12 protein-coding genes are annotated in these 14,459 nt (G+C 67.3%); 6 read left to right on the forward strand and 6 right to left on the reverse strand.

Annotated features, from left to right (window positions below; genetic code table 11):
- Positions 1-48: 48 nt before the first annotated feature.
- On the reverse strand, positions 49-393 hold the full coding sequence (locus THITHI_RS0107550) for a DUF3301 domain-containing protein (protein ID WP_232199397.1): 345 nt from the start codon (positions 391-393) through the stop codon (positions 49-51).
- Positions 394-445: 52 nt separating this feature from the next.
- On the opposite strand from THITHI_RS0107550, the gene THITHI_RS0107555 reads away from it, so the two are divergent.
- From THITHI_RS0107555 to THITHI_RS0107575, 5 genes are all read left to right on the forward strand, one after another.
- Positions 446-1,297, forward strand: a complete 852-nt coding sequence (locus THITHI_RS0107555; protein ID WP_018232476.1) for an inositol monophosphatase family protein — start codon at positions 446-448, stop codon at positions 1,295-1,297.
- Entirely contained in the window at positions 1,294-2,754 is a 1,461-nt protein-coding gene (locus tag THITHI_RS18635; protein WP_051079919.1) for an adenylate/guanylate cyclase domain-containing protein, read from the forward strand. The genes THITHI_RS0107555 and THITHI_RS18635 overlap by 4 nt, the downstream gene beginning before the upstream one ends.
- Positions 2,755-3,090: 336 nt before the next feature.
- Positions 3,091-5,127, forward strand: a complete 2,037-nt coding sequence (locus tag THITHI_RS0107565) for a sodium-translocating pyrophosphatase (RefSeq protein WP_018232478.1) — start codon at positions 3,091-3,093, stop codon at positions 5,125-5,127.
- A 358-nt stretch (positions 5,128-5,485) separates the two neighbouring features.
- Entirely contained in the window at positions 5,486-6,547 is a 1,062-nt protein-coding gene (locus THITHI_RS0107570; protein ID WP_156820498.1) for a hypothetical protein, read from the forward strand.
- Between the two features lie 216 nt (positions 6,548-6,763).
- Positions 6,764-7,966, forward strand: coding sequence for a TraB/GumN family protein (locus THITHI_RS0107575; protein ID WP_018232480.1), 1,203 nt, complete (start codon positions 6,764-6,766; stop codon positions 7,964-7,966).
- A gap of 128 nt (positions 7,967-8,094) precedes the next feature.
- Here THITHI_RS0107575 and THITHI_RS0107580 read toward each other — a convergent pair whose 3' ends face one another.
- The 4 genes from THITHI_RS0107580 to THITHI_RS0107595 form a co-directional block, all read right to left on the reverse strand.
- Positions 8,095-8,943 (reverse strand): pentapeptide repeat-containing protein, encoded by an 849-nt coding sequence (locus THITHI_RS0107580; protein ID WP_018232481.1) that lies wholly within the window; start codon positions 8,941-8,943, stop codon positions 8,095-8,097.
- A 180-nt stretch (positions 8,944-9,123) separates the two neighbouring features.
- The gene (locus tag THITHI_RS0107585) at positions 9,124-9,618 is read right to left on the reverse strand and encodes a Slp family lipoprotein (RefSeq protein ID WP_018232482.1); all 495 of its coding nucleotides are present in this window, start codon (positions 9,616-9,618) and stop codon (positions 9,124-9,126) included.
- Positions 9,619-9,774: 156 nt separating this feature from the next.
- Positions 9,775-10,320, reverse strand: coding sequence for a Slp family lipoprotein (locus THITHI_RS0107590; protein WP_232199398.1), 546 nt, complete (start codon positions 10,318-10,320; stop codon positions 9,775-9,777).
- Positions 10,321-10,382: 62 nt separating this feature from the next.
- Positions 10,383-11,234 (reverse strand): dienelactone hydrolase family protein, encoded by an 852-nt coding sequence (locus tag THITHI_RS0107595; protein WP_018232484.1) that lies wholly within the window; start codon positions 11,232-11,234, stop codon positions 10,383-10,385.
- Positions 11,235-11,355: 121 nt separating this feature from the next.
- Between THITHI_RS0107595 and hrpB the strand changes: the two genes are divergently transcribed.
- Entirely contained in the window at positions 11,356-13,869 is a 2,514-nt protein-coding gene (gene hrpB / locus THITHI_RS18640) for an ATP-dependent helicase HrpB (protein WP_018232485.1), read from the forward strand.
- 54 nt (positions 13,870-13,923) lie between these two features.
- On the opposite strand, the gene THITHI_RS0107605 is transcribed toward hrpB, so the two are convergent.
- Positions 13,924-14,250: a hypothetical protein gene (locus THITHI_RS0107605; protein WP_018232486.1), complete on the reverse strand. Its 327-nt coding sequence runs from the start codon at positions 14,248-14,250 to the stop codon at positions 13,924-13,926.
- Positions 14,251-14,459: the final 209 nt, after the last annotated feature.

A 14,459-nucleotide genomic window follows, 5' to 3' on the forward strand; every position in this document is an offset into this window, starting at 1 on the left:
CCCGTTTCCCGGTCGTTCTCCTGCATTGTGCCTCCAACCTCGGCGCCTTCATTCGATCACCACGCGGCCCTCGGGATGGTGAAGGACCAGCGCCACGACCCGCTGGCCGAGGCAGGTGATCTGCCCGGCGTGCCGATCCGAGCCGTCGAGGCTGAAGTCGAACCGGTACTCGCGCCGCAGGCGCACGCGTCCGGTACCGTCGCGCCCCCAGCCCAGCCGGCTCTGCACCACGGACTGATCCAGAAACTGCACATGCAGGTCCGAGCACGCATTGCGGGCGGCCCGCAGCACCCGCTCCCGGGTCTTCAGGCTGTCATTCACATACCAGATCAGCAGTCCGGCCAGCAGGACCAGCAACAGGGGTGTCATGCGCCGGAGTCTACCACCGTTCATCCCCGCCCAAATCCCGCTTTTCCGGCGGGCCATACGGGTTAGAATCACCCCCATGAGCCTGTCCGACCACACCCTGCCAAGCCTGGAGACCGTGCAGACCCTGGTGCGTGCGGCGGGGCAGGCGGAACTGCTGCCCCGCTTCAACCGCATCGGTCATACGGTCAAGTCCGACGGTTCCATTCTCACCGAGGCGGACCTGGCGGTGGATCACAGACTGCGGGACGCGCTGGCGCGCTGCTGGCCGGACATCGGATTCCTGAGCGAGGAGATGGACGCCGCAGAACAGCGGGCCCTGCTGGCGGATCACTCCCGCCCCCTCTGGTGCCTGGACCCACTGGACGGCACCAGCAATTTCGCCGCCTGCCTGCCGCTGTTCGCTATCTCCCTGACCCTGCTGGAAGCCGGTGAACCCCGCCTGGCCGTTACCTACGACCCGGTTCGCGATGAATGCTTCAGCGCGGTCAGGGGCGGGGGCGCCTGGCTGCACCAGGATGGCGCCACGCTGCGTCTCGGCACACGGTATTTCCATGTGCCCCTGTCGCGCAGCGTGGCGCTGGTGGATCTCAAGCGCCTGCCGGCGCAACTGGCCGGGCGTCTGGCCCAGTCCCCGCCCTACGGCTCCCAGCGCAATCTGGGCAGCTGCGCACTGGAGTGGGCCTGGCTCGCCGCCGGCCGGGGCCACGTGTATCTGCACGGCGGGCAGAAACTGTGGGATCTGGCCGCGGGCAGCCTGCTGCTCTCGGAGGCAGGCGGCCGGGCTGAGACCCTGGATGGCGGTGAGCTCCGCTGCCGGGGCACAGGGCCGCACTCCGCGGTGGCCGCCCTGGACCCGGACCTGTTCCGCAGTTGGCGGGCATGGTTGCACGGACCGGACGGGGTCGGCGTACGGCGGACGCTGTCGTGAGTACACCGCGTCTGCCCAAGGGCCCGCGGCGCGGACCGGGTGAGACGTCGCCTTCCCATGTCCCGGTGGCTTTCAAGCTGGCGCTGGTCATCGCCGCGCTGGCGGTGGCAGTGATGGGCGTGCTGGGCGTGATTCTCATGAACCAGCAGACCCAGACCCTGCGCGCGCAGGCGGAAAGCTTCGGGGAAACCATGGCCCACCAGTTGGCCGGCGCGTCCGCCGAGCTGGTGCTGGCGGAGGACCGGCTGGCGCTCGGCGCGCTGGTCAATAATTTGAGCGCCAGCGAGGGCATACGGGGCGCGGCAATCTACAGCCTGGACGGCGATCGGCTGGCCGAGACGGGTGCCGACGGGGGCAATCCGGGGGAAGCCACGCGCTGGGGCCAGGGGTGGCGATGGCAGCTGCCCGACAGCAATGAACCCGTGGCCTCCTGGCAGGTGCCCATCCGCTTCCAGGGTCTCGAGGTGGGCCATGCGCGCGTGACGCACAGCCTGGCACCGCTGGAGGCCGCCACCCGGCGCGCCGTCTGGGTGCTGGTGGGTGCCACCCTGATCATGGCCCTGCTGGCCAGCATCGCGGCCGGAATCATCGGCAAGCGCCTTGCCCGGCCCATCGACGATCTCATGGACGCCAGCCGCGCCATCGGCGCCGGCAACTACGATTTTCGGTTCACCGAACGGCGTAACGACGAGATCGGCCACCTCATGGAGTCCTTCAACGAAATGGCCCAGGGGCTGCTTGAGAAGTCCCAAGTCGAGGCGGCCTTGTCACGTTATGTCTCACCGGGGGTTGCCCGGCAGATCCTGTCCAATCTGGAACAGGTGCAACTGGGCGGTCGGCAGGTGGAAGGGACGGTGCTATTCGCCGACATCGCCGGGTTCACCGCCCTGTCCGAACGACTCCCGCCGGCCGAAGTGGCCCATCTGCTCAACGAGTACTTCGGCTACATCACGCGCATCGCCACCCATTGCCACGGCACCATCGACAAGTTCATCGGCGACTGCGCCATGGTCGTGTTCGGTGTCACCGAGCCCGACCCCGAGCACCGTCTGCATGCCCTGACGTGTGCCGTTATGCTGCAACGCCTGGTGGGCCGCCTGAATGTGGACCGCAACATCCACAACGAACCGCCGGTTGCGTTCCGCATCGGCGTCAACAGCGGCCCGATGCTCGCGGGCAATCTGGGCGCCAGCGAACGGATGCAGTACACCGTGGTCGGTGACACGGTGAACCTCGCCTCGCGGCTCATGTCCCTGGCCGAGCCGGGCGAGACCGTGGCCTGCAAGGAGCTTGTGGAGGATCCGCGCGTGGCGCGCTACATCCGAAGCACCAGCAGTGACGAGATCAGGGTGCGGGGCCGGGAGACCCCGGTGCTGACCTGCCGCATCGGCGACATCGCGGCCGAGCCCGCCCTGGATGCGCGTATCGACAAGGTGCTTGCAGACTGCCGGCATTGAGCGATCAGAGCGCGACGGACGGGGACGCGGGCCCGCCTCCATTCCGGCCGGGCTCTGGGATCAAACCCGTAAATGTGATACATCATGACCTTTGTCAATGAATGGCGTCACATGGCAGGCCATGCTCGGCACACAGTCCCACAGACTGCGTCGCCTCTCTGGCCACCATTGAACCGTGCGATTGCCGGGTGTGGTTAGACCGCAGGCAAAGGGTATACAGTAGCCGGACCCCGCCACTGGGCCGCCCAGGGCAGGGGTTTTTATTGCCCGCTGCGCGGAATTTCCGCTTATGGGGGCATAAGGAAACAAACGCTTAACAAGCAAGGGGGAGAAGTCATGTCCGCAGGGCTCGTATTTGCCTTGGTCTGCGCCATCGCCGCGCTGGTCTATGGGGCCGTCTCGGTCAAGTGGATCCTCGCCAAACCGACCGGCTCGGAACGCATGCGGGAGATCGCCGCCGCCATCCAGGAAGGCGCGTCGGCGTATCTGAACCGACAGTACACCACGATCGGTATCGTCGGTGTGGTGCTGTGCCTGCTGGTGGGCGCCTTCCTCGGCTTGGCCACTGCAATCGGATTCGCCATCGGCGCGGTCTTCTCCGGCCTGGCCGGCTACATCGGCATGCACATCTCGGTGCGTGCCAACGTGCGCACCGCCGAAGCCGCGCACCACGGGCTCGATGCCGCCATGCAGGTGGCCTTTCGAGGCGGCGCCATCACCGGCCTGCTGGTGGTGGGGCTCGGTCTGCTGGGCGTGGCCGGCTACTACGCCATCCTGACTGCCATGGGCGTATCCATCGACGACGCCATCCATGCCTTGGTGGGTCTGGCGTTTGGCGGCTCGCTGATCTCCATCTTCGCCCGACTGGGCGGCGGCATCTTCACCAAGGGTGCGGACGTGGGAGCGGACATCGTCGGCAAGGTGGAAGCCGGCATCCCCGAGGACGATCCGCGCAACCCGGCGGTGATTGCCGACAACGTGGGTGACAACGTCGGCGACTGCGCCGGCATGGCCGCCGACCTGTTCGAGACCTACGCGGTGACCGTGATCGCCACCATGCTCCTCGGCACCCTGCTGCTCGGCGAGGTGGGCGAGGTGGCAGCGATCTATCCGCTGGTGCTCGGCGGGGTGTCCATCATCGCCTCGGTAATCGGCACCTTCTTCGTGCACGTGCGCGAAGGCGGCAAGATCATGAACGCCCTGTACCGGGGCGTGATCATCTCGGGCGTACTGGCGGCCGTGGCGTTCTACCCCGTTACCCTGTGGATGGTGGGCGACACCTTCACCATCGGCGGGGGCGAGTCCATCAGCAGCATGAACCTGTACTTCGCCGCGCTGATCGGCCTGGCGCTCACCGGTTTCATGATGTGGATCACCGAGTACTACACCGGCACGCAGTTCGCGCCGGTGCGCCGCATCGCCGAGGCCTCCACGACCGGCGACGGGACCAATGTGATCGCCGGCCTGGGCGTCTCCATGAAGGCCACCACGGCACCGGTGCTGGCGGTGTGCGTCTCCATCTGGCTGTCCTATGAACTGGCGGGGCTGTACGGCATCGCCATTGCGGCCACCACCATGCTCTCCATGACCGGCATCATCGTGGCCCTGGACGCCTACGGGCCCATCACGGACAACGCCGGCGGCATCGCCGAGATGGCCGAGCTGGACGAAAAGGTGCGCAACGTGACCGATCCGCTGGACGCCGTGGGCAATACCACCAAGGCGGTGACCAAGGGCTACGCCATCGGCTCCGCCGGCCTGGGTGCGCTGGTGCTGTTTGCCGACTATACCCACGCCATGGGCGGATCGGCGCAGACCGTGAACTTCAGTCTCGACAACCACATGATCATCATCGGCCTGTTCATTGGCGGTCTGATCCCCTACCTGTTCGGGGCGCTGGCCATGGAGGCGGTGGGCCGTGCCGCGGGCGGAATCGTCAACGAGGTCCGCCGTCAGTTCCGGGAGATGCCGGGCATCATGGATCACAGCCAGAAGCCCGATTACTCCAGGGCGGTGGACATGCTGACACGCTCGGCCATCCGCGAGATGATCATTCCGTCCATGATACCGGTGCTGGCGCCGGTCCTCGTAGGCGTCCTCCTCGGCAAAGAGGCTCTGGGCGGGATGCTGATCGGCACGATCATCACCGGCATCTTTGTGGCCATCTCCATGACCGCCGGCGGCGGCGCCTGGGACAACGCCAAGAAGTACATCGAGGACGGCAATTACGGCGGCAAGGGCAGCGACGCCCACAAGGCGGCGGTCACGGGCGACACCGTGGGCGACCCCTACAAGGACACCGCGGGACCGGCGATCAACCCGCTGATCAAGATCATCAACATCGTGGCACTTCTGATCGTTCCCCTGCTCTAGCGGGATGCGGGGGCAGGACCTCCCCGCCGTCGTCCATGCACCACACCCGGCCGGACTGTTTCAGGCATGTCACATGCCTGAAACAGTCCGGCCGGGTGCTTTCCGTTCGCCATGCGCCCGGGAGCGCAGTGTACACTTGCACAAGGCCCTCACACGCCATGACTGCCGGAGGGTCCGTTCCGGCAGGGTGTGCGCTGCGCAGCCTTGGGGACGGCGCATCATCAGCCCGAGCAGGGACCATCGAGGCTGAAGGATGGATAACCCGCCCTCCGGCCGATGGGACAAGCCCATCCAGTCCAAATGCCTCGTTCGGTGTCAATGGCCACACAGGCGCCGTCAACAGGGGGAAGCAGACAACGTGAGACGTCTTTGCGTAACGGCAGTGGTCCTCCTCCTCAGCCTGGGCGGCTGCGCCACCCTGGCCCCGCACGCCGTGGAAACGGAGCAGCGGGTGGAAGAACTCGCCGAGGCCGGTGAGTACGGCCGGGCCCTGGCCGCCCTGGACCGACTGATCGAGCGTGACCCGGACAACGAGGCCCTGCAATCCCACCGGGCAGACCTGCAGCGCCGGGCCGACCGGTTCGAGCAGACAATCCTCATTGAAGCGGCTGCCCATCTGCGGGTGGAGGACTGGGCCGCGGCCCGGGAACGCTACGAACACGGCCTGAACGTGTTGCCCGACAGTGAGGCGCTGCGGGCCGCCCGGGAAGCGTTCGAGACCGAGCGTCAGCACCATGTACGTGCCCTGCGCACGCGCCTGCTCCTGGCGCGCGCCCACAGCCTGATCCGCGAACGCCCCATGTACGACGAACTCCACCGGATTGCCCCCGGCAGCGCGCGCGCGCGCCAGCAGCATCAGCGGGCCGAGCGGGAGGCCCGTGAACTGGCGGAAGAACTGCGGGATCTGGGCGAGGCCGCGCTGGGTGCCGACGATCCCCTGCTGGCCGTGGAGGCCCTGACGCTGGCCCATGCCCTCTCACCCGTTCAGGTGGGTGCAGACCGCCTGGACGAGGCCGAGTCCGCCCGGCAGGCACGTCTGGGCATGCTTCAGGTTCAGCCCATTGCCGAACAGGACACCGACGGAACATGGACGGCACAGGATCAGGCCCTTCTGGAGCGTTATCGCAACGCCTTTCGCTCCGGCGACCTGGCGCTGGCCCGGCATCTGCTGGACGACCTCTCCCGCCGCCATCCGGACAATGAGGAAATCTACCGTCAGCGCCCGGTATTGAGCCGCGCCATCGACACCCATGTCAGCGCCGGCCTGGAGCGGGGACTGCGCCTCTACACCCACGGCCGCATCGAGGATGCCCTGGACGTCTGGCGCCCCCTCAAGGCCCTGGCACCGGAGAACCGGGAACTGGAAGCCCACGTGGAGCGCGCGGAGCGGGTGCAGCGGCGCCTGGAGGCGCTTCAATGACGTGGGAAGGGGGAGTTGAAGTGGGAAGGGGGAATTGAGAAATAGGAAGTGGGAAGCGGGAAGGCCCCTGCCTCGCGAGGCGGGGAGGGGTTGGGGGGGTGCCTTCCCCCTTCCCAATTCCCACTTCCCACTTCAATTCCCCCTTCCCACTTCAACTCCCCCTTCCCGCCCCAAAATTTGCTAATGTGCCGCCTCCACAGCCGCGAAGCTCACCCCATGTCGGAACAGACCAGCCAGGAGCCCCGTTTTACCACGCAGGTGGGCGATACCCGGATCACCGTGCTGGGCACGGCCCACGTGTCCCGGGCCTCCGCCGAAGCCGTGGAAACCCTCATCCGCAGCGGCGACTACGACGCGGTCGCGGTGGAGCTGTGCCCCAGCCGGCACAATGCCATCGTGCGTCCGGACGACCTTTCGCGCATGGATCTCTTCCAGGTGCTGCGTCAGGGCAAGGTGCCAATGGTCACCGCAAGCCTCGCGCTCGGGGCCTACCAGCAACGGCTGGCCGAACAGTTCGGTATCGAACCGGGCGCCGAGATGCGCGCCGCGATCCGGGAGGCCCGCAACGACCACCTGCCCGTGCTGCTCATCGATCGGGAGGTGGGCGTCACACTCAAACGCTGCTACCGCAACGTGCCGTGGTGGCAGCGATTCGGCCTCTTCGGCGGGCTGCTGGCCGGTCTCATGAGCCGGGAGCAGATCAGTGAGGCGGAGATCGAGCGGTTGAAGGAGGGGGACATTCTGGAATCCACCTTCAGCCAGTTTGCGCAGGAATCCCAGGCCCTCTTTCACCCGCTCATTGCCGAGCGGGATCGCTACATGGCCGCCCGGCTCCGGCAGGAAGCGGAACATGGCGCGTACCGCCATATCCTGGCGGTGGTGGGAGCCGGACACTTGAAGGGGATCCGGGAGAACCTGGAGGCCGCCGGTACCGATACACCCCAGGCGGTGATCAATTTCCTGGACCAGGAGCCGCCGCCGGCGCGCTGGCCCAGGGTGATCCCCTGGGTGGTGGTGGCGCTCATCCTCACGGGCTTTGCCATCGGCTTTTCCCGCAACCCTGACCTGGGCTGGCAACTGGTACTGGACTGGGTGCTCATCAACGGTGGACTGGCCGCCGCCGGCGCATTGATCGCCGCCGCGCACCCGGTCACGGTACTCAGCGCCGCGCTGGCCGCGCCGCTGACCTCGCTCAACCCGACCATCGGCGTCGGGTTTGTCGCGGCGGGGGTGGAGACATTTCTGCGCAAACCCAACGTGGGGGACTTTGCCCGGCTCAAGCAGGATACCAGTCACCCCGGCGGCTGGTGGCGCAACCGCGTGTCACGGGTTCTGCTGGTGTTCCTGCTGACTACCGTGGGTTCGGCGGTGGGCACCTACGTGGCGGGATTTCGGATCTTCGAACGGCTGGTGGGGTGAAGAAGGCGGTTCAAAGTTCAAGGTTCAAAGTTCAAGGGAGCGTCGGTGACATCGAGGACCGCTGGCATCCGAAGTTGCCACATGCTCCTTTGAACCTTGAACCTTGAACTTTGAACCTTGATTTCCCCTCACAAACATTCCCCCACCGATCCGTCCGCGCACACCCGGCCATCGGTCCAGATGGCCCGTTCCAGCCGGACACCTTCCAGATTCACCTCCTCCAGAGACGAGCCGCGCAGGTCAGCATAGGCGAGGTCTGCGCCGGTGAGCCGGACGCCGTCGAGGCGCGTATCCTGCAGGATCGCGCCCACCAGGGAGGCATGGGTGAGATTGCAGTGGCGCAGGTCAGCACGGCGAAGATCCGCGTAATCCAGGCGCGCGCCCGGCAGTTGCGCTCCGGACAGCTTCGCCTCCATCAGGTTGATGCTCTCGAGCCGCGAACCGGCAAGATTCACGCCCTGCAGGTCCAGCCCCGCCATGCGGCAGTGGCTCCAGTTCACGCCCGGGCCCGCCGGGGCCCGGCATGCGCGCTCGGGCGTCATCTCCCGGCCATCACCCTGGAGCATGAGCAGGCCCAGGGTCAGCATCACGGCCACACCGGCCAGCTTCCATGGCACGGATCCCGGGGCCTCATGCCGGGGTTCCGCCTGGACAAGCCGATGGCGCTCGATGCGATGGTGAATAAACTCCGCGGGCTCCGGGGCGCGGCGCTCCATCCGCCGCCGCTCGCCACGGCGATCGTGGTATTCGGCCCCCACCGGGGTGACGGCACGCCTCTCGTCCTCGCGCACCCGTGCCCGAATGCGGGCCTCCCGTCCCCGGGCGTCATCGGGCAACAGGAGTTCCGGCGGGATCAGGTCGGAATGGGTGGAGATCGGCGCCCAGGTCTTACGGTCCAGGCTGATCTGATCGTTCAGATCCAGGCGGCCCAGGATAAGATAGCGGGACACGAGCCGGGACGGATAGGGGCCGCTCACCGCCCCCCGTCTGCACGTGAACCACAGCTGTTGTCCGTAACCCGCCCGTGCCATGGCGCTATTAGACCACAGTGAGGGGTGAGGGGTGAGGGGTGAGGCGTCAGGCGTCAGGCGTCAGGCGTCAGCATAGCCCGCCCCTCACGGGAGGATCCGGGAGGGGTGGTTTCACGCCTCACCCGACTAACGGCCGAAGATCACGCCGACCCCGATGTGGAAGCGTGGCTGGCCGGGAGGCGCGCGGCGGGCCTCCGGCCAGAGATGGAGTTCGGTCGCGTGCACCACCGGATAGACGTATGGCGCCTCGCCCACGCGCCCGTCCACGTTCTCCCCGAGCGTACCGGTCACCGTGATGTGGCGTCCCTGTGCATAGTCCATCTCCTCCAGATACCCCGGCTTGCGCACCAGGAAGCGCCCGTGGGGGCTGCGGTTCGTGGCCGGCCGCTGGCTGCCCTCCAGCGGGTAGCCCAGCACCTCCATTTCCGTGTACTCGGCCAGATTCCGGGTCGCCACGATCATGCCGCCCCAGATCACCCGGCTGTCCCGATACACGCCGGGACTCGCTACCACCTCCGCGGGCACCAGATCGGTGGCCACGCCCGCGGTTTCGTATCGCGGCCCGGTGGCGCAGCCGGCCAGGAACGAGAGCGTCAGGACGAGGATGAGGACATGAGGCATGGGGACTCCACGAATGCGAATCAATACCCAGGATTCGAGATTCAAGATTCAAAATTCAAGATTCAAAATTCAAGGGGCGCAGCTTCCCGTGACGGCGAGTAACAGGCATCGGAGTTCCATTGGTTCTTTGAATCTTGAATCTTGAATTATCCCGTCTCACCACCGGCGCCATGGCCCGTAAACGGGATGATAGGGATACCAGGGGTCATACCACCAGGGTGAATAGTACGGATCACGCACCGGTTCACGAATCGCCCAGAGATGATGCAGCGCCACATCGACACGAACGTAGGGATAGGGATACTCGCCCACCGGCCGGGACTCGACGCCCGCCACGGTCCCGGAGACCGTCAGTTCCCGCCCGGGCGCATACACCGCCGGATCCAGGAAACCCGGCACCCGGGCCAGAAAGCGGCCATCGGTGAGGTCGGTCTCCCGGGGACGACCACTGCTGCCCAGTGGGCGCGACACCATCTCGACCAAGGTGTCTTCGGCACGGTTGCTCACTGTGGCGATGACGCCGCCCCAGCGCACCGTGCTGCCCTCGAAGCGGGATACATCGGCGCGCACCTCGTCGGGCCGCGGCTGGTCCGGCGGCGCGTCACGGATCGGCGCCGGAACCCCGGTCGCGCAGGCGGCCAGCCAGAGGGCTGCCGTGAACATGACCGGCGCCCGGAGTGCATGAAACAAATGCTTCATCATCTTTCTGACCGCCGCGTCCACTACAGATTCCCTTCCCGGGACCCGGGCCGTGCGTTCACCCGTCAGTCCAGATGCGCGCGCATGAAGCGGGTCGCCCGCTGGATGGCGTCCCTGGCGGCAAGGTCGTCGGCGAAGGTGCGGACTTCCGGGGGGCGAAAGTCGAAGGCCCGGCCCACGCCCGGATAGACCACCAGCTGGGCGGGCCGGTCCCGGTCTCGCAGGGTGGAAATCGCCATCTCGATGCCCCGCTTGCGCTGGTACTGTTCATGCTCACCCACGAACACCAGCGTGGGGATGGTCAGGCGATCCACCTCCGGGGCATAGCGGTACACCTGCATGGGTTCCGGGGCATTGGGGTCCTGCATGTGGGGATAATAGGACACGTAGCAGGCCAGGCCGCTGTCCTGGCGCCCGAAGGTGACCGCCAGCTTGAGCGCGTAGTACCCGCCGCGCGTGTGGGAATACACACAGGCCTTGCCGCTGCTCAGGTCGTCACGGGCCATCAGGTAGTCCAGACCGTGGTTGAGATCCTCCTCCAGGTCATAGTCATGCTCGATGGGCATCGCCTCGATGAAGCGCCCGGTATACAGATCCGGCGCCACCACCACGAAGCCGCGGGCGGCCAGCCTCACCACATGGGGTTCGATCAGGTGGTCCAGTCCGCGCCGGCCGTGCACGAACAGCACCGCCGGGTACTTCTCCCCGTCGTCGGGCCGGGCAATCATCACCGGCACGTCCACATCGTCGGCCGCGTAGCTGTCCCGGGTGACTGTCACCTCGTGATTGTCGGGTACTTCCAGTTCACCGCGTTCCCACCAGGCCTGATCCCACCACTCGTGCATCTCCTCCGCCTGGAGCGCGGCGGTACCGGTCGCCACAAGCCCGGCAAGCAGCCAGGAAATCGTCATGCGCATGTCGTCTCCTCCGGGGAAGAACCGCCCCTGTTATGATTATATTGTGGCTAATGCGCGCTCTTCGGTGCATCCCGCCACCACCGCGCACAAACATTTAACTTTAACAAGCCCCCTCCTCCCAATGCGAGCAACGGATCCCGCGCTTCCTGTCGAAAGCTGCCTGCCCGATCTCCTGGACGCCCTGCAACGGCGGGGCGTCGCGGTTCTTCAGGCACCGCCCGGGGCCGGCAAGACCACCCGGGTGCCGCTGGCGCTCATGGACCGCACCCGGGCCGGATGGCTGGCCGGACAACGCATCCTGATGCTCGAGCCCCGGCGCCTCGCCGCCCGCGCGGCGGCCAGGCGCATCGCCTGGCATCTCGGCGAAACGCCGGGCCAGTCCGTGGGTCTGGTGACCCGCCATGAGCGGCTCGCGGGCCCGGACACGCGGGTGGAGATCGTGACCGAGGGGATACTGACCCGGCGCCTGCAACGGGACCCGGCCCTTGCGGGCACGGGGATCGTCATCTTCGACGAATTCCACGAGCGCAGCCTGCAGGCGGATCTCGGACTTGCCCTGTGCCTGCATGCCCGCGACCTGTTGCGCCCGGACCTCAGGATCCTGGTCATGTCCGCCACACTGGACACGACGGCGGTCAGCACACTGCTGCATGACGCCCCGGTGATCACCAGCGAGGGGCGCAGCCATCCGGTGGAGATCCGCTGGAGCGGCCCCGCCCCGGATCTCCGGGCGATGCCGGCCGCCGTGGCCCGCACGGTGCGCGAAACGCTGGCAACGGAGCGCGGCAGCGTACTGGTGTTCCTGCCCGGGCGCCGGGAGATCGAACGGGTGGCCCGCACCCTGGCGTCAAAGGTGGACCCCTCCACCCGCGTCTGCCCGCTCTACGGACAACTGACCCCGGAGGCCCAGGACGCCGCGATCCTGCCGGCCCCCGCGGGCGAACGCAAGGTGGTGCTGGCCACGGACATCGCCGAAACCAGCCTCACCATCGACGGCATCCGCGTGGTCATCGACGCCGGGCTGGCGCGCCGGCCGGGCTTCGACCCCCGCACGGGGCTCACCCGGCTCAACACCGCGCGCATCAGCAGGGACAGCGCCGAACAACGTTGCGGGCGGGCGGGACGCCTGGAGCCCGGGATCTGCGTGCGCCTGTGGTCCGCGCAGGCCCACGCCCGCCTGCCGGCCCATACCCCGGCGGAGATCCTGGCAGCGGATCTGGCACCCCTGGTGCTGGCCCTGGCCTGCTGGGGCGCCGGGGCTGATGAGCTGGCCTGGCTCGATCCGCCCCCGGCCGGCGCCCTGGCGCAGGCCGGGGATTTGCTCCAGGGGCTGGGCGCCCTGGACCCTGCCGGGCGACCCACAGCCCACGGCCGGACCCTGGACGCGCTGGGGACCCATCCCCGGCTGGGCCATATGCTGCTCCGAGGCCGGGAAACGGGACTGGGCCGCACCGCCTGTCTGCTGGCCGCGCTGCTGGAAGAGCGTGACCCGATGCCGGCCGATGCCGGTGGCGACCTGCGCCTTCGGCTGCGTGTCCTGACAGGGGATGGCGGGGGCCGGGACATCCATCAGGGCGCCGCCCGGCGCATCCGTGCACTGGCTGAACGCTGGTGCCGGCAACTGGGGATCAATGCCGGAGAGAAGGTCGACGCGGAGGCCGCCGGCCTGTTGCTGGCCTTCGCCTATCCGGACCGTATTGCCCTGCGCCGGGCGGATGCCGGGGGACGTTTCCTGCTCTCCGGCGGCCGGGGGGCGCGGTTTCCGGTCGGCGAGGACCTGGCGGCCCAGGCATGTGTCGTGGCGGCCGTGCTGGATGACAACCAGCGCGAGGCGGTGATCCGGCTCGCCGCGCCCCTGGACAGGCATCGGTTGGAACAGAACCTGCCCGGGATGATCGCGAGCCGGGACTTACTGGGCTGGGAGGAGGCGGAACAGGCGGTGGTGGCCCGCCGGGAACGGCACCTCGGAGCGCTCATCCTGAGCAGCCGGCCCCTGGAATCCGTGGATCCGCAGGCGGTCACCGGCATCCTGCTGGACGCGATCCGTGCCCGGGGACTGCACTGCCTGCCCTGGAACGCCGAGAGCGAACGGCTGCGCAAACGCCTCGCCTTCGTGCATGTGCTGGAGAAAGGGACCGATTGGCCGGATGTCTCGGACGAGTCTCTGCTGGCGACCCTGGAACACTGGCTGGGGCCGTACGTCTCGGGCATGAGCCGCCTGAGCCATCTGCGCCGGCTGGACCTGGCTGCCGCGTTGCAGGGCCTGCTCGACTGGCCCCGCTCCCGGCGCCTGGTCGAGCAGGCCCCCACCCATATCCGCGTGCCCGGCGGATCGCGCCTGCCCATCGACTACAGCGACCCGCAGGCCCCTGTCCTGGCGGTTCGCATCCAGGAGGTGTTCGGCCTGACGGAGACCCCGCGCATTGGCGGCGGCCGGGTCCCCCTGACCCTGCACCTGCTGTCGCCCGCAAGGCGCCCGGTGCAGGTCACGCGGGATCTGGCGGGTTTCTGGTCACGCACCTACGCGGAGGTGAAGAAGGACCTCAAGGGGCGCTACCCGAAGCACCACTGGCCGGACGACCCTCTGGCGGAGGCGGCGGGGGGGGGTAAGAAAAGGATGAAGGATGAAGGATGAAGGATGAAGGATGAAGGATGAAGGGGTGCGGGTCGGCAAGCTTCCCCCTGCCCCCTATTGCGCGCGCCGCACTTCCTGGACCTGGATGCTGCTGGCCGGCGGCAGCATCAGGTTCTGGGCGCAGGCCACGTCGTAGCCGTAAAAGTTACGCAGGTGATTGTAGATGCGCTTGTCGCAGTAATCCCTGTCGTACTCGATGCCCTCGATCACCGCTCTGGCCAGTTCGGCCGCCTCGTGATCCGGGAGGTTGATGACAAAACGACGGCCGTCCAACCGGAACCCCGCCTTGATCATGCCCGACTGGATCTTGCCCCACAGCTGACGGCAGTTCTCGTAGGAATCATGTTCGTGATCCAGATCGATGACGACCGCGTACGTCATGGCAACCTCCTGTACCCCTGGCAGGGCAATTTCCTCCCCCTTCCTATCAAAGGTGAGCCACAATGGCAACACATTTTGTGATGTGCTTCACATGGCCGGACAGGGCTCCCGCTGCAAACCGCGCTGCGCTCTGTAGTTAATTCGACCCGGCGCCGGCGGACGAGTTCTCCAGGGCCGTGACCCAAGGCATGGGTGCCGGATGGTTCGGC

This window comes from Thioalkalivibrio thiocyanodenitrificans ARhD 1 (genome assembly GCF_000378965.1).
GTDB classification, from domain to species: Bacteria; Pseudomonadota; Gammaproteobacteria; order Ectothiorhodospirales; family Ectothiorhodospiraceae; genus Thioalkalivibrio_A; species Thioalkalivibrio_A thiocyanodenitrificans.